At 62.6% G+C, this 24929-nt stretch carries 20 protein-coding genes; 9 read left to right on the forward strand and 11 right to left on the reverse strand.

Annotated features, from left to right (window positions below; genetic code table 11):
* The first annotated feature begins 4 nt into the window (after window positions 1–4).
* Genes V1293_RS21695 through V1293_RS21705 form a run of 3 tightly spaced genes read left to right on the forward strand, consistent with a single transcriptional unit; the run spans window position 5 to window position 2900 of the window.
* Entirely contained in the window at window positions 5–898 is an 894-nt protein-coding gene (locus V1293_RS21695) for an ABC transporter permease (RefSeq protein WP_334512075.1), read from the forward strand.
* On the forward strand, window positions 898–1911 hold the full coding sequence (locus tag V1293_RS21700) for an ABC transporter ATP-binding protein (RefSeq protein WP_334512077.1): 1014 nt from the start codon (window positions 898–900) through the stop codon (window positions 1909–1911). Before V1293_RS21695 ends, V1293_RS21700 begins: the two co-directional genes overlap by 1 nt.
* Window positions 1908–2900, forward strand: coding sequence for an ABC transporter ATP-binding protein (locus V1293_RS21705; protein ID WP_334512078.1), 993 nt, complete (start codon window positions 1908–1910; stop codon window positions 2898–2900). Before V1293_RS21700 ends, V1293_RS21705 begins: the two co-directional genes overlap by 4 nt.
* Before the next feature lie 178 nt (window positions 2901–3078).
* Here V1293_RS21705 and V1293_RS21710 read toward each other — a convergent pair whose 3' ends face one another.
* The 8 genes from V1293_RS21710 to V1293_RS21745 form a co-directional block, all read right to left on the reverse strand.
* A complete protein-coding gene (locus V1293_RS21710) occupies window positions 3079–5055 on the reverse strand; it encodes an acetyl/propionyl/methylcrotonyl-CoA carboxylase subunit alpha (RefSeq protein WP_442894262.1) in 1977 nt (658 codons plus the stop codon).
* Window positions 5052–6668, reverse strand: coding sequence for an acyl-CoA carboxylase subunit beta (locus tag V1293_RS21715; protein ID WP_334512079.1), 1617 nt, complete (start codon window positions 6666–6668; stop codon window positions 5052–5054). Before V1293_RS21715 ends, V1293_RS21710 begins: the two co-directional genes overlap by 4 nt.
* A 120-nt stretch (window positions 6669–6788) precedes the next feature.
* A complete protein-coding gene (locus tag V1293_RS21720) occupies window positions 6789–7655 on the reverse strand; it encodes a 3-keto-5-aminohexanoate cleavage protein (RefSeq protein WP_334512080.1) in 867 nt (288 codons plus the stop codon).
* 65 nt (window positions 7656–7720) lie between these two features.
* On the reverse strand, window positions 7721–8542 hold the full coding sequence (locus tag V1293_RS21725; RefSeq protein WP_334512081.1) for an AraC family transcriptional regulator: 822 nt from the start codon (window positions 8540–8542) through the stop codon (window positions 7721–7723).
* 185 nt (window positions 8543–8727) lie between these two features.
* A complete protein-coding gene (locus V1293_RS21730; RefSeq protein WP_334512083.1) occupies window positions 8728–9384 on the reverse strand; it encodes a glutathione S-transferase family protein in 657 nt (218 codons plus the stop codon).
* A gap of 36 nt (window positions 9385–9420) precedes the next feature.
* Window positions 9421–10572, reverse strand: a complete 1152-nt coding sequence (locus V1293_RS21735) for an acyl-CoA dehydrogenase family protein (RefSeq protein WP_334512084.1) — start codon at window positions 10570–10572, stop codon at window positions 9421–9423.
* Between the two features lie 132 nt (window positions 10573–10704).
* A complete protein-coding gene (locus tag V1293_RS21740; protein ID WP_334512085.1) occupies window positions 10705–11859 on the reverse strand; it encodes an acyl-CoA dehydrogenase family protein in 1155 nt (384 codons plus the stop codon).
* 345 nt (window positions 11860–12204) lie between these two features.
* Entirely contained in the window at window positions 12205–12843 is a 639-nt protein-coding gene (locus tag V1293_RS21745) for a TetR/AcrR family transcriptional regulator (protein WP_334512086.1), read from the reverse strand.
* Window positions 12844–12896: 53 nt separating this feature from the next.
* Here V1293_RS21745 and V1293_RS21750 point away from each other — a divergent pair, with 53 nt between their 5' ends.
* The 5 genes from V1293_RS21750 (at window position 12897) to V1293_RS21770 (ending at window position 19911) form a co-directional block, all read left to right on the forward strand.
* Window positions 12897–13151 (forward strand): hypothetical protein, encoded by a 255-nt coding sequence (locus V1293_RS21750; protein WP_334512088.1) that lies wholly within the window; start codon window positions 12897–12899, stop codon window positions 13149–13151.
* A gap of 250 nt (window positions 13152–13401) precedes the next feature.
* Complete coding sequence (locus V1293_RS21755) at window positions 13402–16833, forward strand: acyl-[ACP]--phospholipid O-acyltransferase (protein ID WP_334512089.1); 3432 nt, start codon at window positions 13402–13404, stop codon at window positions 16831–16833.
* Between the two features lie 289 nt (window positions 16834–17122).
* Window positions 17123–17290 (forward strand): hypothetical protein, encoded by a 168-nt coding sequence (locus tag V1293_RS21760; protein ID WP_334512091.1) that lies wholly within the window; start codon window positions 17123–17125, stop codon window positions 17288–17290.
* Window positions 17291–17381: 91 nt separating this feature from the next.
* Entirely contained in the window at window positions 17382–17666 is a 285-nt protein-coding gene (locus V1293_RS21765; RefSeq protein ID WP_334512093.1) for a hypothetical protein, read from the forward strand.
* Window positions 17667–18051: 385 nt separating this feature from the next.
* Window positions 18052–19911 carry a P-loop NTPase fold protein gene (locus V1293_RS21770; protein WP_334512096.1) on the forward strand — a complete coding sequence of 620 codons (1860 nt, stop codon included), beginning with the start codon at window positions 18052–18054 and terminating at the stop codon, window positions 19909–19911.
* 497 nt (window positions 19912–20408) lie between these two features.
* On the opposite strand, the gene V1293_RS21775 is transcribed toward V1293_RS21770, so the two are convergent.
* Entirely contained in the window at window positions 20409–21722 is a 1314-nt protein-coding gene (locus tag V1293_RS21775; RefSeq protein ID WP_334512097.1) for an IS110 family transposase, read from the reverse strand.
* Window positions 21723–22074: 352 nt separating this feature from the next.
* Between V1293_RS21775 and V1293_RS21780 the strand changes: the two genes are divergently transcribed.
* Window positions 22075–23625 (forward strand): acyl-CoA synthetase, encoded by a 1551-nt coding sequence (locus V1293_RS21780; protein ID WP_334512099.1) that lies wholly within the window; start codon window positions 22075–22077, stop codon window positions 23623–23625.
* Between the two features lie 118 nt (window positions 23626–23743).
* On the opposite strand, the gene V1293_RS21785 is transcribed toward V1293_RS21780, so the two are convergent.
* On the reverse strand, window positions 23744–23953 hold the full coding sequence (locus V1293_RS21785; protein ID WP_057841312.1) for a cold-shock protein: 210 nt from the start codon (window positions 23951–23953) through the stop codon (window positions 23744–23746).
* A gap of 178 nt (window positions 23954–24131) precedes the next feature.
* The gene (locus V1293_RS21790) at window positions 24132–24896 is read right to left on the reverse strand and encodes a helix-turn-helix domain-containing protein (RefSeq protein ID WP_334512100.1); all 765 of its coding nucleotides are present in this window, start codon (window positions 24894–24896) and stop codon (window positions 24132–24134) included.
* Between the last annotated feature and the right edge of the window lie 33 nt (window positions 24897–24929).

Raw genomic sequence — 24929 nt, forward strand, 5'->3', positions numbered from 1 at the left:
CCGCTTGGCCACGATCAACTTCGATAGCGAATTAAGACGGGCCGGCGCCCATTCGACGCAGGGCTGGCGCCGGCTGCTGTTTCTGGCACAGCGCTATCTGCTCGGCACCATCGGCCTTGTCATCATGGTGATGTTCGTCTGGATGGCGATCTCGGCCGACCTGATCTGCCGCTTCAGCCCGCTCAGCGTCGATTCCGCGCACCGGCTGGCGGCGCCCGACGCCTTGCATTGGATGGGGACGGATTCGTTCGGCCGCGACGTCTGGAGCCGCATCGTGCACGGCGCGCGGATCTCGCTGGCGGTCGGCATCGGCGCCACCGCGCTGGGATCATCGATCGGCGTCATCGTCGGGCTCGCATCGGGCTATCTGTCGGGCTGGGTCGACCTCTTGTTCCAGCGCATCACCGATATTCTGCAAGCCCTGCCCTTGCTGGTGCTGGCGCTGGTGATGACGGCGGCGCTGGGGCCGTCATTGCCGAACGTGATCATCGCGATTGCGATCCCGCTGATCCCGACGGTCGCCCGCGTGATCCGCGCCAATACGCTGGCGCTGCGCGAGCTGCCGTTCGTCGAAGCCGCCAAATCGATCGGCATGAGCGAAACCCGCATCGCGCTGCGCCACGTGCTGCCCAACACGCTGGCGCCCCTGATCGTGCTGGCGACCGCGCAGCTCGGCTCCACCATCCTCACCGAAGCCTCGCTGTCGTTCCTCGGCCTCGGCATCCCCGAACCCTATCCGTCCTGGGGACGCATGCTGTCGGAATCGGCGGCGGAGTATGTCCGCACCGCCCCGTGGCTGGTGATTTTCCCCGGTGTCGCCATCAGCCTTGCGGTGTTCGGCACCAACCTGTTCGGCGACGCATTGCGCGACATCCTCGACCCGAGGCAGCGCGGCTGATGACCGAGGCGCAGAAGGATGACACGGTTCTCGATGTGAAGAACCTGCAGACGGTGTTCTTCACCAATTCGGGATTGTTCCGGGCGGTCGACGACGTCTCGTTCACCGTCCGCCGCGGCGAGACGCTGGCGATCGTCGGCGAGTCCGGCTGCGGCAAGAGCGTGACCGCGCTGTCGGTGATGCGGCTGGTGCCGGACCCGCCGGGCCGCGTGGTCGGCGGCTCGGTGACGCTGGAAGGCACCGACCTGCTCGGCCTCGACGAGGCCGAGATGCGCAAGATCCGCGGCAACCGGATCTCGATGATTTTTCAGGAGCCGATGACCTCGCTCAATCCCGTGATGCGGATCGGCGACCAGATCACCGAGGTGCTGCGCCTGCACCGGGAAATGACCTCCAGGGAGACATGGGCCAAGGCGGTCGAAATGCTGCGCCTCGTCCGCATCCCCGAACCGGAACGGCGGGCGCAGGAATATCCGCATCAGCTTTCCGGCGGGATGCGGCAGCGCGCGATGATCGCGATGGCCTTGGCGTGCCGGCCGGCATTGCTGATCGCGGACGAGCCGACCACCGCGCTCGATGTGACGATCCAGGCGCAGATCCTGGCGCTGATCGTCGATCTGCAGAAGACGCTTGGCACCGGCCTGATCCTGATCACGCACGACCTCGGCGTCGTGGCGCAGACGGCGCAGCGCGTCATCGTGATGTATGCCGGCAAGAAGGTCGAGGAGGCCACCGTCGAAGACCTGTTCGCGAATCCCAGACACCCGTATACGCGCGGGCTGATGGCCTCGATGCCGGCGGTGATTTCGTTTGGCGCCAAGACCGATGCGCGGCTGAACGAGATTCCCGGCATGGTGCCGTCACTGACGAACTTGCCGCCGGGCTGCGCCTTTGCGCCGCGCTGCAGCCTCGCCGTCGATCGCTGCCGCGCAGAATACCCGCCGCTGCAGGAAGTCGACGACGATCACTTCGCGGCGTGCTGGCGGGCGGCGGAACTGGTGGGTGCGCCATGACCGAGCAACGCCCGTTGCTTGAAGTCACCGACCTCGTCAAGCATTACGCGGTGCGCGGCGGCATTTTGCGGCGGCGCGTCGGCACCGTGCATGCTGTCGACGGCGTCAGCTTCTCCGTTGGCAAGGGCGAAACCCTCGGGCTGGTCGGCGAGTCCGGCTGCGGCAAATCGACGGTCGCGCGCAGCGTGCTGCGGCTGGTGGAGCCGTCCAGCGGCGCCATCAAGCTCAATGGCACCGATATCACCGGCCTGAGCAAGGCCGAGATGCGGCCGCATCGGCGCTCGATGCAGATCGTGTTCCAGGACCCGTTCGCCTCGCTCAATCCGCGCATGACCGCGGGCGATATCGTCGGCGAGCCGCTCAGCGTGCATGGTCTCGCAACGGGCCGGGCGCAACAGGAGCGCGTTGCTGAACTGTTCGCTCAGGTAGGCTTGCGGTCCGACCAGATGAAAAACTATCCGCATCAGTTCTCCGGCGGACAACGGCAGCGTATCTGCATTGCGCGGGCGCTGTCGCTCGGACCGAGTCTTATTGTATGCGACGAGCCGGTATCGGCGCTCGACGTCTCGATCCAGGCGCAGGTGATCAACCTGTTGATCGACCTGCAGCGCAAGAATGGTTTCTCCTACCTGTTCATCGCCCATGACCTCGCCGTCGTCGCCCATATCAGCCACCGCGTCGCCGTGATGTATCTCGGACGCATTGTGGAGATCGCGGGCAAGTCCGAATTGTTCGCAAACCCGCGCCATCCCTATACGCAGGCCCTGCTGGCCTCGGTCCCGATCGCCGATCCCAAGGCAAAGCGCCTTGCGCCCGTGGTCGACGGCGACGTCCCAAGCCCGATCAACCCGCCGTCGGGATGCGCCTTCCACACCCGCTGCCGTTACGCCATGGACCGCTGCAAGGTGGAGCGGCCGGCCCTGGTGGCGGCCGGCGAAGGACATCAGGTGGCGTGCTGGCTGAATGACGGCACGGGGCGGCCGGAGTAAACCTCCACCGTCGTCCCTGCGAACGCAGGGACCCATACCGCGTGATCCATCGAGGAAGCGTGGTGGCCGACGTTTTGCATTCATTGCCGCCGTGAGTTGTTGAAGTGAAGCCGTCTGCCTTCGTGCCCATTACACCGGCCGCGGTGTATGGGTCCCGGCTCAAGGCCGGGACGACAGTTCACACTGCCGCAATCTCCACGACGATCTTCCCCGTCGTCACCTGCTCGCCTTCGGCCACATCAATCGACGAAACCGTGCCGGCAACGCCCGCCGTATGCACATGCTCCATCTTCATCGCTTCCAGCGTCATCACAGGCTGGCCGAGCACCACCTGCTCGCCCGGCTTGACCAGCACGGCCACCACGCGGCCGTTCATTGCCGCGCGCACCTTGCCGTCGCCGCCGGCCGCCGTAGCGGACTCTGGTGCGGCGAGGGTAAGGTCGCGAATCGCAATCGTGGCGCCGCGATGCAGAACATAGAGCCGGTCGCCATCGCGAAGGAATTTTGCGGAATCCATGATGCCGTCGGTGTGGAAGCGGACCGTATCGCGGTCGAGTTCGTCGATCTCGAACCGCTGCACGACGCCCGAAAGGCTTGCAAGATAATTCCCGTCGCGCTCGCGAACGATGTCGACCTCGTGAACGCCGTGACCGAGATCAATTCGTGTCGTCAGCGGGAACGTCACCGCCAGACTGCGTCCGCTGCGCCATGGCGGTGCATGCGGATTGGTGACGTAAAGCAACAGCGCTGCCAGCGCGGCTTCCGCCTTCTCGTTTGTACGTGACGCAAGCAGTTCGTCGCGATGATTGCCGATGAAAGCCGTGGTCGCCTCGCCCTTGGCAAAGCCGGGATGACGCAGACAAGAAATCAAAAATCCCTGATTGGTGGTGACACCGAACGCCGCAGTCTGCTCCAGACCGCAAATCAACCGGCCCCGCGCCTCGTTGCGATCGGCGCCATGGCTGATGATCTTGGCGATCATCGAATCGTAGAACGGCGGAATCTCCGCACCCGATTGCAGCGCGTGCTCGACACGGACGCCATCCGGCATCTGCCACAGCGCCATTGTGCCGGACTGCGGCATGAAATCGTGATTGGCGTCCTCCGAGCACAGCCGCACCTCGATGGCATGGCCAGAGAATTTGACATCCTCCTGCTTGAGCCCAAGCGGCTCGCCCGCCGCGATGCGCAACTGCAGTTCGACCAGATCGAGCCCGGTGATCGCCTCGGTGACGGGGTGCTCGACCTGCAGCCGCGTGTTCATTTCCATGAAATAGAACTCGCCGCTCTGATCGAGCAGGAATTCCAGCGTGCCCGCGCCCTCGTAGCCAATCGACTTGACCGCGGCGACGGCGACCGCACCCATGCGCGCCCGCAATTCCGGCGTCACCTTGGGCGAGGGCGCTTCCTCGATCACCTTCTGGTGCCGGCGCTGCACCGAGCAATCGCGCTCGCCGAGATGGATGGCGTTGCCGTAGCGGTCGCCGAACACCTGGATTTCGATGTGACGGGGATCGACGATGGCGCGCTCGAGGATCACGGTGGGGTCGCCGAACGCACCCTGCGCTTCGGAGCGCGCGCTGCGCAGCGCATCCGGAAATGCCGCGGCGTCCGTGACCAGCCGCATGCCGCGTCCGCCGCCGCCCGCGACCGCCTTGATCATGACGGGAAAGCCGATCTTCCTGGCTTCCGCCAGCATCACGGCATCGCTCTGGTCCGCGCCCTGATAGCCGGGCACGCAAGGCACGCCGGCCTTTTGCATGATGTCCTTGGCGCCCGCCTTGTTGCCCATGGCCCGGATCGATTCAGGCGACGGACCGATGAAAACCAGTCCGGCATCGCGGCAGGCTTGCGCAAAATCCTCGTTCTCGGCGAGGAAACCATAGCCGGGATGAATCGCACTGGCGCCGCTGGCCTTGGCGGCGGCGATGATCGCATCGATCCGCAAGTACGACTGCGCCGGCAGCGCTTCCCCGATCCGCACCGCAGAATCGGCTTCGCGAACATGCAGCGCGTCGCGATCGGCATCGGAATAGACGGCAACCACGCCATAGCCGAGGCGGCGCGCGGTGCGCATGATCCGGAGCGCGATCTCGCCGCGGTTGGCGACGAGAATCTTGAAGAACGGCGTCCGCTTCATTTCAGTCCCGCTCATGGCCGCGCGACCGAGAACTGCATGCGCTGGGGCGTGCGGGCCTCGGCCTCGCGGCAGATCGCCAGCACTTCGGAAAGCACGCTGCGGGTATCGCGCGGATCGATCACGCCGTCGTCGAGCACGCGCGCGCTGGTCGAGAACACGTCCATCTGGCCGTCGAACACGCCGGTGATTTGCGCCTTCATCGCCTCGAGCTTCTCCGTCTCGATCGGCTTGCCGCGCCTGGCGGCTGCGGCCTCGGTCACGATCGCCATGGTTTCCGCCGCCTGCTCGCCACCCATCACGGCGGTCTTGGCGTTCGGCCAAGAGAAGCAGAAGCGCGGATGGAAGCCACGGCCGCACATGCCGTAATTGCCGGCGCCGAACGACGCCCCGCAGTAGATCGTGATCTGCGGCACGGTCGCCGAGGTCACCGCCTGGATCATCTTGGAGCCGTGCTTGATCATGCCGGCTTCCTCATAGGCCTTGCCCACCATGTAGCCCGTGGTGTTGTTCATATACAGGATTGGCGTGCGCGACTGGCAGCAGGCCTGGATGAAATGCGTCGCCTTGTTGGCGCCGGGCACATCGAGCGGGCCGTTGTTGGTGATGATCCCGATCGCCTGCCCCTCGATGCGGGCATGGCCGCACACGGTGGCGGGACCGTAATTGGCGCCGAACTCGGTGAAATCGGAATCGTCGATGAAGCGGGCGATGGCCTGGCGCATGTCGACGGGCCGCTTGTGGTCCATCGGCATGATGCCGAGCAGTTCGTCGGCATCGTAGCGCGGCGGCTTGAACGATGCTTCCGCTGGCCTCCGCCGGTCCCATTCCAGATTGGCCATGATGTCGCGCGCGATGCGGAGCGCATCGCGATCGTCTTCGGCCAGATAGTCGCCGAGACCGGAGATGGACGTGTGCATCTCGGCACCGCCGAGTTCCTCCTCGGTCGCAATCTCGCCCGTTGCGGCTTTCAACAGTGGCGGCCCGGCGAGAAATGCGCGGGTGCGGCCGCGGACCATCACGATGTAATCCGAGAGACCCGTTTGATACGCGCCGCCAGCGGTCGACGAGCCATGCGTCACGGTGACGACGGGCAACCCCGCCGCCGACAGCCGCGCCAGGTTGCGAAAGATGTTGCCGCCGCGAATAAAGTCTTCGACGCGGTAGCGCAGCAGATTGGCGCCGGCGCTTTCGACCAGTTGCACGTAAGGCAGCTTGTTTTCCAGCGCCAGTTCCTGCACCCGCAGCGTCTTGTCGAGGCCGAACGGCTGCAGTGCGCCGGCATCGATGCCGGAATCACTGGCGCTGACCATGCAGCGGATGCCGGCGACGAAGCCGATGCCCGCGATCACGCCGCCGCCCGGCACGCTCTTGTCCGCATCCGGCACATCGAACATGTATCCGGCAAGCGTCGACAGTTCGATGAAGGGCGATCCGGGGTCGAGCACCAGCGCGACACGCTCGCGCGGCAGCAACTGTCCGCGCTTGTGGAAGCGGTCCCTGGCGGCAGCGGATGTTGCCCGGGTGCGATCTTCGAGGGTGCGCATGCGCGTGATCAGCGCCAGCATGCCGTCGCGATTGGCTTTGTAGCCGGCGCTGGAGGGGGAGATGGTCGATTCGAGGATGGCCATAAATTCAACTCTCTCCGTCATTCCGGGATGGTGCGCAACACCAGACCCGGAATCTCGAGATTCTCCGATGTGCATAGCACATCGTAGTTCGATGCTTCGCATCGCCCCGGAATGACGACCTCAATGCCTGGTCCCAAATATCTGCCGGGCCTCCGCCGGGCTTGCGATCTCGCGGCCCGCGCGCCGCGCGCAGGCGGCGATGGCGTCGATCAACTGCCCGTTCGAGGTCACCTTGGTGCCGTCGGCGAGATAGAAGGTGTCCTCCAGCCCGGTGCGCAGATGCCCGCCGAGATCGGCGCAGCGCTGATGCAGCGGCCAGATTTCGCCGCGCCCGATCGCGGTGACCTGCCAATGCGCTTCCGGCAATTTCAGCTTCAACAGGATCGGCAGCAATTCCGGATCGGCCGGCATGCCCGAGGCGACGCCCATCACAAAGTTATATTCGAGCGGGCCGGAATACATCCCGGTCTGCCGGTACATGCCGACGCAGCGCACGATGCCGACGTCGAAGCATTCGAACTCGGGAATCGTGCCCGCCTCCTTCATCACGTCGAGATAGTCCTGCACTTTCTCGACCGCGTTATCGAACATCATCGGCGGCCACGCCCAGGTGTTGTCGGACTTCACCTTGAGATAATTCAGCGAACCGGCATTGCAGGCTGCAATCTCAGGCCGGGTCTCGCGCACGCAATCGAGCGCGCCCTGATATTTTGGACCCGAGGTGCCCGTGGTGTGGTTGATGATGACGCCGGGGCACGCCTCGCGTATCGCCTGCTGAATCTCCCTGGATACGTTGACGTCCCAGGACGGCAGATGGCCCTTGTTCGGCTCCTGCTGGCGCAGATGGACATGCATGATGCTGGCGCCGGCATTGAACGCGACCCTGGCCTCGCGCGCCATCTGCTCCGGCGTGACAGGCACATTGTGCTGCTTCGGGTCGGTCAGCACGCCGTTCAGCGCGCAGGTAATGACGGCCTTGTCACCCATGGATCAACCTTCGAAAGCGGGACGCGAGGGATCGCGAAATACCCGGCGCGATCATGCGTCCGGCATCAGCCGGCTTCTTGCGTCAACCCGCTATTGCCGGCGGCGGCACGGCGGTGGCTATAGATCGCCAGATCGCGCGAACCTGAAAAGATCGCGCGCGGCTTCAAGCCATAGAAGCGGCGGATCGAATGGCTGAAATGCGTGGAGTCGGGATAGCCGATGTCCTGCGCCAGATGCGCAAGGTTGATATCCTGGTTGGCGAAATGCAGCAGATGCCGCGCCCGTTTCCATGCGCGGAACGAACGGAAGGAAATGCCCGTCTCTTCCTTGAACAAATGCAGGAAGCGCGACGGCGACAATCCCGCCTCCGCGGCGCAGCTTGCCGCCGTCACCGGCTCGCCGGAGAATTTTCCGATCTGCACAATGGCGCGTGCCACGCGGGCATCGAGTTCGCGCTGCGGCAGGGCCTCGCCGAGGCACAGAGAATCGAACTCGGCGCTGGAAAAATCATTGCCGGCGTGATGCTCACGCAGTTCGCGATAGGCGTCGCGAATGCGGCTGGTGAAAGCGGTGCCTTCAGGCCCCGAGAGGCGCCTGGCGAGATCTTCGAGCGCGCCGGGACGAACGCTCTCCGGTTCGATCACGACGCTGAGCACCGAACGAAAATCGCTGGCGATGGTGTGCCTGATGTTCGGCAACAGGGCGACCATTTCACCATGGGTTTCACGGCCATCGGCGGTGGTGAGCCAGAGACCGCCCTCGAGCGCGACATAGATGTTGAACCCGCCCGAGCAGCGTTGGCGCGGACGGCCGAGCAGGCCGGCGTAGAACACGCGCTCCGGGGTGATCAGCATCAGATGGCCGGATTTGTGGCCGACATCGTCCATGGCTCGTCCTCCTCGCGCGGCTCTCTGGCCGCTGCGACGGGTCAACCATAGCGGAAATTCGGTGTCTGTCACCGACAGAAGAGGCCGTCCGGGGCGATGCGAAGCATCGAACTACGATGTGCTGTGCACATCGGGGAATCTCGAGATTCCGGGTTCGCTTCGCGCCCCGGAATGACGGGGCTCTTTCAAGCCCGGATCCGAGGCGCCACGTTCTGCTCGACGCCGGCCTTGCGTTCCGCCGCAATGGCACGCTTGTACCCGTCGCGTTCCTGCAACCGGGCCCAATAGGCCGCGACATTGGGGCCGAAATCCTTGGCCAGGCCAATATTGCCAGCCAGACGCAACGCATAGCCGTTGACGATATCGGCCGCAGTGAACCGGCCGGCGCACAAGGTTTCAGCATTTGCGGTAGCGGCCTCGACAGCGCGCAGCCGGCCGAGGAACCATTTGGCATAGTCGCCGGCCACCTGCGGGTTCCGCCGTTCTTCCGGTTCGAGCTGGCTGTATCTCAGCACCAGCGTTTGCGGAAAGGTCAGCGTGGCATCGCTGAAATACATCCAGTTCAGGAACGCGCCGTAGGCTGGATCATCCTGGCCTACCACCAGCGGGGTCGGGCCGTATTTGGTGCCGAGGTAATAACAGATGCCAGAGGACTCCGTCATTTTGGTCTCGCCGTCGATCATGAACGGAATAGTGCCGAGCGGATTGATCGCGAGATATTCCTTGGCGAACACCCGCGGCGGGAACGGCAGCATTTTCAGCTCATACGGAAGGCCCATCTCTTCCAGCATCCAGAGCGGCCGGAACGAGCGTGCGCCGTCGCAGTGATAGAGCGTGATCATCAGGCATACCCCTCGTAAGTTCTGATCGGGCTTTTATTAGTTTTTCGGCAGCGTGCCCATCATCTTGCACAGCACCGTCAGCATCACCTCGTCGGCGCCGCCGCCGATCGAGGTCAGGCGGCTGTCGCGATAGGCCCGGCTGACCGGCGTCTCGTTCATGAAACCCATGCCGCCCCAGAACTGCAGGCAGGCGTCGGTGAGTTCGCGGCCCAGACGCCCGGCCTTGAGCTTGGCCATGGTGGCGAGCCGTGTCACGTCTTCGCCCGCAACCAGCGCCTCGGCGGCGCGGTAGATCAGAGCGCGCAGCAATTCGACCTCGGTCTGCATCTCCGCCAACTTGAAGTGGACGGTCTGGTTGTCGAGGATCGACTTTCCGAACGCTTTCCGGTTCCGGGTATATTCGATCGTCTCTGATATGATGAACTCATGCGCCTTGAGGCAGGCGGCCGCGCCCCACAGCCGCTCCTCCTGGAACTGCACCATCTGGTAGGTAAAGCCCTTGCCTTCCTCGCCGATCCGGTTGCGCTTGGGCACCCGGACATTGTCGAAGAAGATCTGCGCGGTGTCGGACGAGCGCATGCCCATCTTGTCGAGCTTGCGCGCGACCTGCACGCCCTTCTCTTTCATGGGCACGCAGATCAGCGACTTGTTGCGATGGACCTGGTCGTCGCTGGTATTGGCGAGCAGGCAGATCCAGTCGGCCTGCACGCCATTGGTGATCCACATCTTGCCGCCATTGATGACGTAATCGTCGCCATCGGCGCGTGCACTGGTCTTGATCGAGGCAACATCAGAGCCGGCGCCGGGCTCGGAGACGCCGATGCAGGCCACCGCGTCACCCGCAATGGCGGGCGCGAGAAACTCGCGGCGCACCTCATCCGAGCCGAACCGCGCCAGCGCGGGAGTAGCCATATCAGTCTGCACCCCGATCGCCATCGGCACGCCGCCGCAGGTGATGGCGCCGAGTTCTTCGGCCATCATCAGCGCATAGGAGTAATCGAGCCCCTGACCGCCGAATTCGACCGGCTTGTTGAGGCCGAGAAAGCCGAGATCGCCGAGCTTCTTGAACAGCTCATGCGCGGGGAAGATGTCCGCCTTCTCCCATTCGTCGACGAACGGGTTGATCTCGGCAGCAATGAACTTCTGCAGGATACGGCGGGGTTCGTCGTGGTCGGCGGTGAAGAGCATTTCTTGGTCAGGCTCCAATCGGTATTTCCACTTGCGTCATGGCCGGGCTTGTCCCGGCCATCCACGTCCTTCTTCCAGTGCCAGCAAGGCGTGGATGCCCGGGTCAGGCCCGGGCATGACGGAGAGAGAACATCACAACCCCATCTGCCTCGAGGCGAGATCCTTCATGATCTCCTCGGTGCCGCCGCCGATGGCATTAACCTTCACCTCGCGATAGATGCGCTCGACCTTGACGCCGCGCATGAAGCCGGCGCCGCCGAAAATCTGCACCGCTTCACTGGCACAGAACGCCATGGTCTGGGTGGCCTGGTTCTTCATCATGCAGATTTCGGCGACCGGGCTCTCGCCCTGCCCGAGCCGCCACGCCAGCATTTCCAGCATCGCCTGCGACGCCGCGACCCTCTGCGCCATGTCGACCAGCTTGTGGCGGATCACCTGGTGCTGCGCGATCGGTTTTCCAAACGTCTTGCGCTCCTTGGCGTAAGCGATCGCCTCATCAAGACAGACGCGGGCATAGGCCGTGCAGCTCGCCGCCATGCCCATGCGCTCGCTGTTGAAATTATGCATGATGATCTTGAAACCATGGCCCTCCTCGCCGATCAGGTTTTCGGCGGGCACGCGGCACTCGTCGAAATGCAGCGTCGCGGTATCCGACGCCCACCAGCCCATCTTTTTCAGTTTGGTCCGCGACAGGCCCGGCGTATCGCCTTCGATCAGCAACAGACTGACGCCGCCCGGTCCCTCGCGGCCGGTGCGCACCGCGACCGTCAGATAATCGGCCCGCATCCCCGAGGTGATGAAGGTCTTTTCGCCACTGACGACATAATGGTCGCCGTCGCGCCGCGCCTTGGTTCGGAGGTTGGCAACGTCGGAGCCACCGCTCGGCTCGGTGATCGCGAGCGCCGAAATCTTCTCGCCCGACAGCACCTGCGGCAGCACCCGGGCCTTGACCTCGGGCCTCGCGGCGCGCGCGATCGGCGGCGAACCGATGGTATGGCTCATCAGGCTCGCACTGATCCCGCCCGCGCCGGCGCGCGCCAGTTCCTGCGACGCCACGATCTTCATGAACTGATCGGCGGCGACGCCGCCATATTCTTCGGGAAAGCCGAGCCCCAATAGCCCGATCTCGGAGGCTTTCCGATAAAGCTCGCGCGGAAACTCGCCGGCTTCGTCCCATTCGTGCGCATAGGGTTCGATCTCGCGCGCGACGAAGCGGCGCATTACGTTGCGAAACGCCTCATGGTCCGCCGTATAGAACGGGCTTTGCACCGTTGTGCGCTCCAGCATGGTTTCCTCCGAAAGGATCACGATGCCCCGATTTGGCTCGCGCAAACTTGCGTTGAGCGGCTGAACGCAAGACCGGTTGCCCGAACATGCCCTAGCCTTGGTTTAAAACCAATAACAACATTGTCGGCCATTCGCCGGGGAGGATGCCCAGTCAAGGGCGGGTACATGGTCGAGTTTCGCGACAGCCAGTTCAACGTGATCAGTGAATTGCTGCGCGGTTCGTGAAGGCGATGCGCGATGGCAGGGCGGAGTTTTTCGGCCCTGGCGACGGCGCTTGTTCCAAGCGTGAATTGATCAGCTCGTGAATCCCTGATTGCTGCACCACCACCACCAGGATCTGCAGGGTCAGACCTCGCGGTCTCGCCCTTTACCAAGAGAGATGCCCAACCCCGCCAGGTGTGTATCCACGAATTGCGCCAACTGTTGGCGCAGCTTTTCCGGCGGCACCGCGACCATTCGCTCTTCCAGGCCGAGTGAAATGATGCCGTGCACGGCGGAGAACATCATGCGCGCCAGCAACGCCACCTCGCCCGGATTCCGGTCGGGCAGGAGCCGGACCATCGGCTCATGCATCAGCGCAAACGCCTGCATCACCATCAGCAGGATGTCTTCGGGGAAAGGCCGGTCGTCCTCCATCCGGTGTTCGAACAGCGAACGCAAAAGATTGGCGTGATCGGCCGCGAACGTCAGGTAGGTCTCGGCCAAGCCGTGGAGCTGGCGGACCGGGTCTTCGGCAGGGACCGCGACCAGGCGGACAGTCAGAGCCCGAACCGTCTCACGATTCACGGTCAGGATCAGGCCGTCGAAGTCTCCGAACTCGTTATAGACGCTTCCGATCGAGCAATCGGCGGCCTCCGCGACATCCCGAACTTTCAATGATCTCAAACCGTTAGCGGCAATCAAGCGCCGCGCGGTCTCGATCATGAGATGGCGGCGCAAATTTTTTTTGCGTTCCCGCAAAGATTCTTCTTGAGCGTTGCTCACGTTTGCCCTACACATTTTGAACGATGTTCATTTTTAACCCGGAGGCTACCCCAATGCAAACCCTTGTTTCCCAGCTGACCACCACTTTCGTCGACGATGCCATCGAACTCGTGAAGGGATTTGGCAAGGTTATCGTCCACACCGCCACCGCGCCGATCGAGCGCATTGCCAATGCCTGCGACGTCGGCGGCGTTCTGGCCCGCCGGCAGCCGGCGCGTCGCCTGCGCGCGATGATGAAAGCCCATCGTCCCCGCAGCCCGTGGAAGCGCTCGCTGTCGCCGTTTGCCTCCCTGCACTACCTGACCTGAGCCGCCGCCGCTTTCGTTCAAATGTGTCTCCGATCGTAAGAAAGGGATCACTATGCCGCGGCAAATCATCCGCCAGCTCACACGACACGATGTCCGGATAACTTTCCGTACAACCTTTCAATGCAACCGTCCCCGGTGACCACCCCGCGCATTGGCCACGACTTTCGCGCGACTGACGATGCCCAAATTAGCAGCTCACGATTTGTAGACCAGATCCGGGATTGCCCGGCCGAAGTAACAGGAAATAGTCATGATCAAGGAATTGCTGTCCTCTCGCCGCTTCGCCCCGCTGTTCTGGTCGCAATTCTGTTCGGCATTGAACGACAACGTGCTGAAGAACGCGCTCGTCATCATGCTGCTCTATGGCGTAGCCGCCGAAGAGGGCGCTCCGCTGGTGACGCTGGCCGGCGCGGTCTTCATCTTCCCCTTTTTCGTGCTTTCGGCGCTCGGCGGCGAACTGGCCGACAAATTCGTCAAGATGACCGTCGCGCGACGCCTGAAGTTCGCCGAAATATTTGCCGCCTGCTTTGCGGCCGCCGGCTTCTACATGCACTCGATCCCGTTGCTGTTCGTGGCGCTCGCGCTGTTCGGCGTGGTGGCAGCCCTGTTCGGCCCGGTGAAATACGCCATCCTTCCCGACCAGCTATCGGTTTCCGAACTCGCAACCGGAAACGCCCTTGTCGAGGGCGCGACCTTCATGGCGATCCTGATCGGCACGATCGCCGGCGGTCTGTTTATCGCAGGCGCCTCGCATATGGGATGGATTTGCCTGGCCGTGGTCGGGCTGTCGATCCTGTCCTGGGCATTTGCGGCCCGTATCCCCGTGAGCCAGCCATCCGCGCCTGATCTGTCGATCACAGCCAATCCCTGGACCTCCACCGTTCACCTTTTGAAGACGCTCCACGCCGAACCGCGCCTGTGGGACGGCATGCTGATCGTGTCCTGGTTCTGGATGGTCGGCGCGATCGTGCTGTCGTTGCTGCCCGCGCTGGTCAAAGATGGCGTCGGCGGCACCGAAGGCGTCGTGACGGTCTGCCTCGCCGTGTTCGCGATCGGTATTGCCGCGGGCTCGCTGCTGGCCGCGCAGCTCAGCCACGTGCGCCCGAATCTCGCGCTGGTGCCGATCGGCGCCATCGTGATGGGCATCGTCGGTCTCGATCTGGCCTGGGCCATCGGAAGCACGGTGCACGGAACCGACGTAACGGCCACCGCATTCACCACCTCCTTCGCTGGCGTCCGGATGCTGGCCGACTTCTTCCTGTTCGCGGTTGGCGGCGGCTTGTTCGTGGTACCGTCCTTCGCCGCCGTCCAGGCATGGTCCGCGCCGTCGGAACGAGCCCGCGTGATCGCCGCCGGCAACGTGCTGCAGGCTGCCTTCATGGTGGTCGGTTCGCTGTTCGTCGCGGCATTGCAGGCGCTTGGTCTTCCGGTCGCCTGGATCTTCTTCGGCCTTGCGATCGCAAGCTTTGGCTCGGTCTGGTTCGTGCTCGGCAAATGGGGCCGCGAAGGCGTGCGCGACTTCGGCGCGCTGCTGTTTCGTGCGCTGTTCCGTGTCGAGGTCCGCGGCATGGAGAATCTGCCGCCGGCCGGCACCCGCATGCTGATCGCGCCGAACCATGTCAGCCTGGTCGATGGCCCGCTGCTGCATGCAACACTGCCGATCGACGCCAGCTTTGCCGTCGACACCGGAATTTCCAAGGCGTGGTGGGCGAAGCCGTTCCTGAAACTGATCAAGCACTACACCATGGATCCGACCAAGCCGCTGGCGGCGCGCGACCTGATCAAGCTGGTGGCATCGGGCGAGCCGGTGGTGATTTTTCCCGAGGGTCGCATCACGGTGTCGGGCTCGCTGATGAAGGTCTATGATGGCACCGCGATGATCGCCGACAAGGCCGATGCGGTCGTTGTGCCCGTCCGCATCGAGGGCGCGCAGCGTTCGCAGCTGAGCTACCTGAAGAACGGCGAGATCAAGCGCTCGTGGTTCCCCAAGGTGACGATCTCGATCCTGCCGCCGGTCAAATTGCCGATCGACCCGTCGCTGAAGGGCAAGACCCGGCGCAATGCGGCAGGCGCGGCGCTGCAGGACGTCATGATCGACGCCACGGTCAAGAACGCCATGCTGGAGCAAACCCTGTTCGAAGCGCTGGCGCATGCCCATCGCGACCGCGACACCGGCAAGCCGATCATTGAGGACGCGCTCGGCACCAGGCTGACCTATCGCAAGTTGATCCTCGGCGCGCAGATGCTGAGCCGCAAGCTGGAGAAGGGCACCACAGCCGGCGAGAATGTCGGCGTGCTGCTGCCGAACTCGGCCGGCGTCGCCGTCGTGTTCATGGCGCTGCAGAGCATCGGCCGCGTGCCCGCGATGCTCAATTTCTCCGCCGGTCCGGTCAATGTGCTGGCGGCGATGCAGGCCGCGCAAGTCAAGACCGTGCTGACCTCGAAGTCCTTCATCGAGAAGGGCAAGCTCGACAAGCTCATTGCCGCCATCGCCGGCCAGGCCAGGGTCGTGTATCTCGAGGATGTCCGCGCCTCGATCGGTGCGCTCGACAAGGTCCGCGGCCTGCTCGCCGACACTGCCCCCCGCACCACCCGCACGGCGGACGATCCGGCGGTCGTCCTGTTCACATCAGGGTCGGAAGGCACGCCCAAGGGTGTCGTGCTCTCCCATCGCAACATCCTCGCCAATGCGGCACAGGCGCTGGCGCGGGTCGATGCCAATGCCAATGACAAGGTATTCAACGTGTTGCCCGTGTTCCACTCCTTCGGCCTGACGGGCGGGATGATGATGCCGATGCTGGCCGGCATTCCGATCTTCATGTATCCGTCGCCGCTGCATTACCGGATCGTGCCGGAACTGATTTACCAGACCGGCGCCACCATCCTGTTCGGCACGGATACTTTCCTCTCCGGTCATGCGCGCTCGGCCCATGCCTACGACTTCCGTACCCTGCGCCTCGTGATCGCCGGCGCGGAAGCGGTGAAGGACAGTACGCGGCAGGTGTATATGGAGCGCTATGGCATCCGCGTCCTCGAAGGCTACGGCGTCACCGAGACCGCGCCCGTGCTCGCGATGAACACGCCGATGGCGAATCGTCCGGGCACCGTCGGCCGGCTGTCGCCGCTGATGGAAGCCCGCCTCGATCCGGTCCCCGGCATCGAGGAAGGCGGACGTCTGTCGGTGCGTGGGCCCAACGTCATGCTGGGATATCTCCGTGCGGAAAACCCCGGCGTGCTGGAGCCGCTCGCCGGCGGCTGGCACGACACCGGCGACATCGTCACCATCGATGCGGCGGGCTTCATCGCCATCAAGGGCCGCGCCAAACGCTTCGCCAAGATTGCCGGCGAGATGGTCTCGCTGTCGGCGGTCGAAGCCATGGCCGCGGCGCTGTGGCCGCAGGCGATGTCGGTTGCGGTATCGATCCCCGATGCACGCAAGGGCGAACGGATCGTGCTCCTCACCACGCAGAAGGATGCCGAGCGCCCGGCGATGCAGCGCCAGGCCAAGACCGTGGGCGCCTCCGAACTGGCGGTGCCGGCAGATATCCGCGTGGTCGGCAATGTACCGCTGCTGGGCTCCGGCAAGACCGACTATGTAGGCGCGACCAGGCTCGCCAGGGAGCTTGCGACGCCGGCCGAGCCGGTGCGACAACAGGAAGCCGCTGAACAGGAAGTCGCATAAATTTATCGCGTCGCCGCGGGATCAATGACGATCCTGCGGCGAGTCGGTCGGGCGAGCCTGGCGAACTGGCCTTTACCCCTGGCGAGTTCGCTCGCCGCTCATCTATATGAATATGGACGGCCGGTCCTGGAAGCGGTTCGACGATGTCGGTTTACCGAGCTAGCCGTTATCGGAGCTGCGTGAGATCACCGACAGCGATCTTCGCTTTTGGAACTTCTCGACCTGACGCGATGTCCTCGGTCGCGCCGACCAACTTCTGATTTTTCCGAAATTTCGACTCGACCATACCGTGACCAAGGACAACAGCGAGAGGGTGCACCGGATCACCGGCATCTATAATCAGTCGAAGCGCATGCAGCAGAAGCGCGGCATGCTCGACGGCATCGCAGCCGAGCTACGGCGGATCATCGGCAGGCCTGCCGAGCAAGGCGAGACCGAACTGCGCCTCGTTGCCTGAGCTACCGGGAGCCCGATCCCATTAGGCATTGCTGGATCGTGCCGGTGGTGGGAGAATCGTCAAGCCAGATATTCTATGAGGGACAATAACAATGATGAAGTTTCTTCTCGCCAGTGCCGCTGTCATCGCTCTTTCGGCGCCGGCGAGCGCGTTCTACACCGAGTGCACAGTCTCAAAGGACACCGAGTTTGCGAATCGGCCCGGCGGCCAGACCGAGCCGCGCTATATGCCGGTCAACAAGGGCGACAAGGTCGCCTTTCGAGATAAGTACCAAGATTGGTGGTTCGTAATGCACTACACCGATGAACGCACCGATTACGGCTGGCTCGCGGAGAACGTTTTGACCCGGTGCAAAAAGATGGAAGGAACACCATAGATCGCCGCTATCCGGCAGCTCCGGCGAGTTGCGCCTCGATCTAAGCTCGGCCAGCGTATCGCTGGCCGGGGTTTTCCTTTGAAACACGATGAAACGCGCCATTTGGCCGCTGGTGCGTTTGCCCGCCCAACCTACCGAATTTGGCCGCGTCCTCAGTTAACGCGCACCCGTAGCCACGGCGGTGCGGATCAAGTGGCAAATTTGCCGGATGATCGGGTCAACCGCGGGCGCAAAGATGAAACCGCCGCCGCGCGCCGCCATGCGGGCTAGTCCACCCTCGGCCCAGACGACAAGGCTTCGGACAACCAGCAGCTTAATGGATACGAAGCTTCAATTTTTCGGGGCAAGTCATGTATGCTGTCGATTATTTGGGAATCACAGCACCATGGCCAACAAAGGCAACAAGCACGTCTGGGACTATTTGGCCTATTACCTCAAGCTCACACATGCGCCGGGCTTTGCAGTACTCCTTTCTGGCCCTTGGGGCGTCGGCAAGACCTATCTATTGAAAGCGTTCTTAAAGCAGCAGTTTGGGGACGATGCGGCTAACTACGTTTACGTGAGCCTCTACGGTCTTTCGACCATTGAAGAAATAGACGACGCGTTATTTCAAGCGGCTTTTCCGGCCTTGACCGGAAAAGCCGCCAAGGTGGCTGGTCGCGTTGCCAAGGCCGGCCTCAAATTTCTTAGGGTTGATCCTGGGGAATGGAGCATCAAGGAATTCCTCAGCAAGTTTGAGGCCAACGTCTATGTGTTTGATGATTTAGAGCGGTGCGAAGCACCGATTAACAAGGTGCTCGGCTATATAAATCAGTTTGTTGAGCACGCCGGCGCCAAGGTGATCATCCTTGCCAACGAGAAGGAAATCGGAGCTGACAACGACTACGCCCGTCGACGAGAAAAGCTGATCGGAAAGACCCTGCAAGTAAGCTCCGATTTTAATGCAGCGTTTGCGCATTTCGCCTCAAATATCGATCATGAGGGGGCGCGTTCATTTGTTCAGAGTAGCTTGGCCGACATCGCGACTATCTATACCCAATCTACGCTAAACAACCTGCGTATTTTGCAGCAGACGATGTGGGACTTTGAGCGTTTGTTCGTCGTGCTGTCTCCTGAGCACCAAGCCAACACGGATGCGATGGCGACGCTTCTGCGGCTGCTTGTTGTACTCTCTTTCGAGTACAAAGCGGCCCGCATCACAGAAGACGATATACTTGTGGGCCGCGGAATGGCGGCGATGATGCGAGCATCGTTCGCTAAAGATGAACCCAAAACGCCAATAGCCCTTTCGAGCGAGAGATATCCATCGGTAGATATTAATGACGATGTTCTCTCGAACCAACTTTTAGTCGACTACCTCGTGCGAGGAATCGTTGACGCTAATGCAATTCGCGCAGAGCTGGAGGCTAGCCGCTTCTTTGTCAAGGTTGCAGACGAACAGCCTTGGCGCACTGTTTGGCATTGGATGGAGCGGTCAGATAGTGAATTTGATGCCGCACTGGCAAAGATGGAGAAGCAATTTGAGGAGCGCGCATTGACCCAAGACGGCGAGATCCTTCATGTTCTCGGTCTGCGGCTCTTCCTCTCTGATCGTGGAATCTTGCGTCTGTCGAGAGCCGAAGTTGTCGCGCAGGGCAAGCAGTACATCGACGATGTTTGTGCAGCGAAGTCGATACAGTATCCGCCCCCCGGCGAGTTCAGCGAACTCCGTTTTCAAGGATGGGGTGGCCTGGGAATCAGCGAGCACGATACTGCCGAGTATAAAGAGCTGCGTCTGCATCTGACCGCGGCAGTGCAGCGCGCGGTCGAGGAGACATATCCCACGCAGGCGATTGATCTTCTATCCGAGATGACGTCGGACGTGGAGGGTTTCTACCGACACACCTCTTTGACCCATGCCGACGCCAGCCAATACATCCGCGCTCCTGTCCTCGCCCAGCTGGGGGTAGATGATTTCGTAAATGTGTTTCTTGCTCTTCATCCCGGCGCGCAGCACGTAGTGATGATGGCGCTTAAAGGCCGTTATGAGTACGGGCAGCTTGACCGCGATTTGAAAGAGGAAAGGCCTTGGATCACGTCGGTGCGAGACGCTCTTGTCGAACGCTTGCCGAGCTTAAGCCCTATTTCGCGGTATCGCCTGCAGAGGCATATCGAATGGTACCTGCAAGCAGTTCATCCTGAGGCGGCTTCCGAGGAGAAGGAAACGGTTTCCGATGAGGAAGATGCTTCCGAGCCGGAGGCGTAAATCTACGCGATCACGCCGTCCCCTCCATCTGGCCATTGGCGCCACTCGGGGCACCCACGTCAAGGCGTGGGCCACCCCGACAAACGTATTCTCACGGCGTCATCGATATCCGGCTGCATCGGCGCTCGATCAACTTCTGTTTTTCCGAAATTTTCGTTGACGCCGGACCCAAATCAGCAATATACCGCTTTCGTCCCGTCCCGGTACGAGGGGCGTTTCGCGATCGTCACAAGCGCGGGATGGGATGCGGTGGACGCGGATGTGCCTTTGACGAACGGTGCGGATGCGTACGGTGAAGTCGTGTGGTCCTGACGCCCCGATGCTGGCGTCAAGTTGGCGAGAAGCAATTCCGCCGGCGACGGTGACAACGAGCCCGGCCCGACCGGGGAGCAACTGTGTTTTTACACGTAGACCTGTGATCGGCCGGGCTCAAGGCTGGCGCTACGCGCCACCGCCTCCGGCGGCTGACGGCCTTGACCCCGTCCGCTCACCGGTCGTTAGGCTGGGCATGCGCTCGGCGGAAGCCGAGCGGGGTCGCTCGGTTTGTAACGGTTGGCGTCCCATTTTTGGCGTCGCGCGATCATGGTGTTGAGGATGACGATGAGCTTGCGCATACAGGCGGTGAGCGCAACCTTCGGCTCCTTTCCCTTGGCGATCAGGCGATCATAGAACGCCTTGAGCACGGGGTTGTGCTGGGTCGCAGCTCCCATGCAAGGCATGTAGAAGAGGTTGCGGGCCTTGCGGCGCCCGCCCTTGATGTGGCGGTTGCCCCGCCGTTGGCCGCTATCGTCATCGTAAGGTGCTACCCCCAGCAAGGCCGCGGCGATATTGTCGTTCACCTGGCCCAGTTCCGGCATCGTCGCGATCAGTCCGGCGGACGTGATCTTACCAAGTCCCGGCACGCTCTCGATGATCTCGGCGAGCTCGGCAAAATGCGCCGTCGCTTTGACCATGGCGGAGATCGCGGTCTCGAGCTTGGCGACTTCGACGGCAATCTTCTTCAAGAGCCGCGCCTGCATTTTCTGCACGACGTCCGGCACAGAATGCTCGCCACTGTTTTTCAAGCTGGTCTGCAGATCGAGCAGTCCCTGGCGCGCATTGACGATCTTGACCAGCCTCTCGCGTGCCGCGTCGAAGGCCTGGCCCGGCGCGTCGGTGAAGGTCTCGGCGAACCAGGCGATCATCTCCGCATCGATCGGATCGTTCTTGGCGAGGCGTCCGGCCGAGCGGGCGAAGCTGCGCACCCGCTTCGGGTCAACGATCCGGACTTCGATGCGGGCCTCGCGCAGCGCCTTGGCCCAGTCCTGCTCATAACCGCCGGAAGCCTCCATGGCTGCCTTGCCGACCTTGTGTTTGCGAAGCCAGCGGATCAATGCGTGCCGCCCCTCTGCGGTGCTCGGGAACGTCTGCCGTTGAGACAGCGAGCGAATGCATGCATCCACCTTGTCCTTGGCCACATCAACACCGACGACAACGACCTCATTTTGTGCCATCATCCACTCCCTTCCTTGCTCGGTTCGGGCTCGCAGCCCATGCAACTGTTCGGGTTGAGGAAGACACCGGATCTGTCCCTCGCTCCCCGACAGGCTCTCAAGGCCTTTGAGCGCGAACGGGCTCAGATCCAGCGACGGGCGGTTGGTCTGAGCCGCCCGTTCGCATATTCTGGCAGATTTTGCGGACACAAGAGCACGATATAAGCCGTAAAGCCATTGCGCAGGGAATGTCGGATGCCTCCGCTGCCCTGTATGCTCGTGTGCGTATTTTTTGTGTCTATTGCACACGAGACCGCGGGTGCAGCGTGCACCCGGCATTCCCTGCGCCCTCTGACTGGAGGGTTAAGGAAATTCGATAGCAAGCCTCGGGCGCAATGCGTCGCGAGAAGGTGAAGTTGCGTCATCCCCCGCTGTCGTCACCCGCCTTGTGCGCAATTGCGCACTGGAGCGGGTGATCCAGTATTCCAGAGGCGCCAATGATTGAACCGATAAGCCGCGGCGTACTGGATACCCGCATGCGCGGTATGACAACTGAGTGTGGGCGGGCACCAGAGAACGATTCAGCCAGCCACTTTACGCAAGACAGCATCCCTATATGCCCCCTCATCTGCCAGGCAGAATGCCATCAAGCAAAACAGGCGGCGCAAGACCGCCGGACGTGGAGGAAACCTTGTCCGTTCGTCATTACGACTGGATCGCCCATTTCGGCCGCCGTACGCCGGACAAGATCGCGGCCATCGACCTCGCCAGCGAGCGCCGGCTTTCCTACGCACAGTTCGATGCGCGGATCTCGCGGCTTGCAACCCATCTGCGCGACAAATTTGACGTCAAGCGTGGCGACCGGGTCGCGGTGCTGGCGCTGAACACGACCGATACGCTGGAAGTGCAGTTCGCCTGTTTCCGGATCGGCGCGGTATTCCTGCCGCTGAATACGCGCCTCACCGTTCCCGAACTGCAATTCATTGTCGGCGATGCCTCGCCGAAAGTGATGATCCACGACACTGATCTCGCCGAGGTCGCACTCACGGTCGCAAGGCTCTGCAACGTTTCGTCCGCGCTGCTGCTTGGCCCCGGCGGTTCCTACGAAGCGGCGATAGCGGCGTCGAAGCCACTCGACCGCTTTGAGCACGTCACGCATGACGACATCTCGACCATCATGTACACGTCGGGCACGACGGGTCAGCCCAAGGGCGCGATCATCACCCACGGCATGACGTTCTGGAATTGCGTCAACCTCGGCGGCCCCGCCTATGTCTCGCCGTCGACGGTGCTGCTCACCGTGCTGCCGCTGTTTCATACCGGCGGGCTCAATTGCTACACCAACCCGGTGCTGCATGCCGGCGGCACCGTCCTGATCATGCGCGCGTTCGATCCCGGCCTGGCGCTGCAACTGATCAGCGACCCATCCTGGGGCATTACCCAATTCTTCGGCGTGCCCGCGATCTACCAGTTCATGGCGCAGCATCCTTCGTTCGCGACATCCGATTTCAGCCGCCTGGTGATCGGCGGCGTCGGCGGCGCGCCGATGCCGGTACCGCTCCTGAAAGTGTGGGAAGAGCGCGGCGTCGCCCTGCAGCAGGGCTACGGCATGACCGAGACGTCGCCGGCGGTGCTGGCGCTCGACCGCGAGGACGCCGCGCGCAAGGCCGGCTCCTCCGGCAAGCCGGTGCTGCACACGGAAGTGCGGATCGTCCGTCCCGACGGGACCGACGCTGACGTCGGCGAACTCGGCGAACTCTGGGTCAAGGGGCCGAACGTCACGCCGGGCTACTGGAACAGGCCGGAGGCCAACGCGTCGTCATTCACCGATGGCTGGCTGCACACCGGCGACGCCACGCGCGTCGACGAGGAAGGGTTCTACTACATCGTCGACCGCTGGAAGGACATGTACATTTCCGGCGGCGAGAACGTCTATCCGGCCGAAGTCGAGAGCGTGCTGCATCAACTGACAGCTATCGCCGAAGCTGCCGTGATCGGTATCCCGAACGAGCAGTGGGGTGAGGTCGGCATGGCGATTATTGCCGTGAAGCCGGGCCAGACGCTGACGCCTGCGGAAATTCACGCCCATTGCGCGGCCAATCTGGCGCGATTCAAGTGCCCGCGGCTGATCGAATTCGTCGATGCCCTGCCGCGCAATGCGACGGGAAAGATTCACAAGCCGACGCTGCGACAGAAATTCAACGCGCCGAAGCCGACCGACAAAGCGGCCATTGCTTCATGATCGTGCGCCGGGATGCGACAAACGAAAAGCCCGCCGGTTCATCACCGGCGGGCTCTTGTATCAGAAGCCAATTAGAGGATCCCAGTACATCCGTGGAAATCCTTAAATCGGCAACCTTTTAGTCGACGCGAAGGTTCTCGGCGCTGGTCTTGCCGCGCATCGGATCCTTCTTCGCTTCGAACGAGATCTTCTGACCTTCGTTGAGCGAGCTCAGGCCCGCGCGTTCGACGGCACTGATGTGGACGAAAACGTCGGTGCTGCCATCATCGGGCTGAATGAAGCCAAAACCCTTGGTCGCGTTGAACCACTTAACTGTTCCGGTAGCCATGTAACTATCTCCAAGATGCGCGAAAGCGCTTTTGCCTGCACGACCTCCGCGCAGGCTTGATCCGATTTCAACGATGTCTTGGGGATTAGAGCCGGTTCGGCGTGGTCAACAAGGCAGAGCGATAATTCGAATAGGGGTCATATAGTGGGTTTCATTGGGAATGCAAGGCTGGAGGGGGCTATCCCGGCAGGAATAGCGCGAAGGATTCATCAGTCGTCCGCCGCAAATGCTGGCGGTACAGCGAATAATTGGGATCGTCGGACGAAACCCTGCCAAAGGTCGGAAGAGCCACCATTTTGATCGGCAAATACGCGATTGGTGCCGCGATCGGCGTCAGCAACGAGCCGCGACCCGCGAGCAGCGTCGTGATGATCCCGTACATCTCGCCCGAAATCGCCAGGTGCGCCACTGTGATCAGGCGATGCTGGCCGTGCCGGTTGGTGACGAGATAGATATGTCTCGACTGGTTCGGCACCGCCACCTCGCCGAACTGGGTGAAGGCCGCGTCCTGCCGCTCGCTTTCGTGAAACACCAGCGAAGACGCCGCCGGATCCCAGGTGATCTCGGTGCGGTAGGCGAAGATCGCGTCCTTGTCGCCGAACGAGGGACGCACCGTGACGTAGGTTCCCTCGATCCAGGCCACCGCGCGGCGCGAATAGGCGCCCAAACCATCGGGCGCGACCTCGCCGTTAACGGCGGCGGCGGGCGCCGGCGCCTCCGGTGTCTTGCGCAAGGAGACGCCGAGCGCCTGCTCGAGCCGGACGGTGGTGGCGAGCGTGAACGGACGGCGGCCACCCAGCACCTTCTCAAGGGTCGAGAGGCTGAGTTTTGCGAGTTCGGCCAGGGATTGCCGGGAGATGCGGCGACGCGCGATTTCCTCACGAATGGTGTCGGCGATCTGCCGGCTCTGCTCGGCGGAAAGCTGCTTGTCCGGCGTCGGCATCGTCACCCCTCGTTTGCGCGCGCCAGTCTAGCA

The organism is Bradyrhizobium sp. AZCC 1693 (assembly GCF_036924745.1).
Classification (GTDB): Bacteria; Pseudomonadota; Alphaproteobacteria; order Rhizobiales; family Xanthobacteraceae; genus Bradyrhizobium.

What these genes read in the sequence shown, in the direction of transcription:
- V1293_RS21700 (WP_334512077.1), top strand. Translation starts at nt 898, where the DNA reads ATGACCGAGGCGCAGAAGGATGACACGGTTCTCGATGTGAAGAACCTG.
- V1293_RS21705 (WP_334512078.1), top strand. Translation starts at nt 1,908, where the DNA reads ATGACCGAGCAACGCCCGTTGCTTGAAGTCACCGACCTCGTCAAGCAT.
- V1293_RS21710 (WP_442894262.1), bottom strand. Translation starts at nt 5,055, where the DNA reads ATGAGCGGGACTGAAATGAAGCGGACGCCGTTCTTCAAGATTCTCGTC.
- V1293_RS21715 (WP_334512079.1), bottom strand. Translation starts at nt 6,668, where the DNA reads ATGGCCATCCTCGAATCGACCATCTCCCCCTCCAGCGCCGGCTACAAA.
- V1293_RS21720 (WP_334512080.1), bottom strand. Translation starts at nt 7,655, where the DNA reads ATGGGTGACAAGGCCGTCATTACCTGCGCGCTGAACGGCGTGCTGACC.
- V1293_RS21725 (WP_334512081.1), bottom strand. Translation starts at nt 8,542, where the DNA reads ATGGACGATGTCGGCCACAAATCCGGCCATCTGATGCTGATCACCCCG.
- V1293_RS21730 (WP_334512083.1), bottom strand. Translation starts at nt 9,384, where the DNA reads ATGATCACGCTCTATCACTGCGACGGCGCACGCTCGTTCCGGCCGCTC.
- V1293_RS21735 (WP_334512084.1), bottom strand. Translation starts at nt 10,572, where the DNA reads ATGCTCTTCACCGCCGACCACGACGAACCCCGCCGTATCCTGCAGAAG.
- V1293_RS21740 (WP_334512085.1), bottom strand. Translation starts at nt 11,859, where the DNA reads ATGCTGGAGCGCACAACGGTGCAAAGCCCGTTCTATACGGCGGACCAT.
- V1293_RS21750 (WP_334512088.1), top strand. Translation starts at nt 12,897, where the DNA reads ATGCAAACCCTTGTTTCCCAGCTGACCACCACTTTCGTCGACGATGCC.
- V1293_RS21755 (WP_334512089.1), top strand. Translation starts at nt 13,402, where the DNA reads ATGATCAAGGAATTGCTGTCCTCTCGCCGCTTCGCCCCGCTGTTCTGG.
- V1293_RS21765 (WP_334512093.1), top strand. Translation starts at nt 17,382, where the DNA reads ATGATGAAGTTTCTTCTCGCCAGTGCCGCTGTCATCGCTCTTTCGGCG.
- V1293_RS21770 (WP_334512096.1), top strand. Translation starts at nt 18,052, where the DNA reads ATGGCCAACAAAGGCAACAAGCACGTCTGGGACTATTTGGCCTATTAC.
- V1293_RS21775 (WP_334512097.1), bottom strand. Translation starts at nt 21,722, where the DNA reads ATGCCGGGTGCACGCTGCACCCGCGGTCTCGTGTGCAATAGACACAAA.
- V1293_RS21785 (WP_057841312.1), bottom strand. Translation starts at nt 23,953, where the DNA reads ATGGCTACCGGAACAGTTAAGTGGTTCAACGCGACCAAGGGTTTTGGC.
- V1293_RS21790 (WP_334512100.1), bottom strand. Translation starts at nt 24,896, where the DNA reads ATGCCGACGCCGGACAAGCAGCTTTCCGCCGAGCAGAGCCGGCAGATC.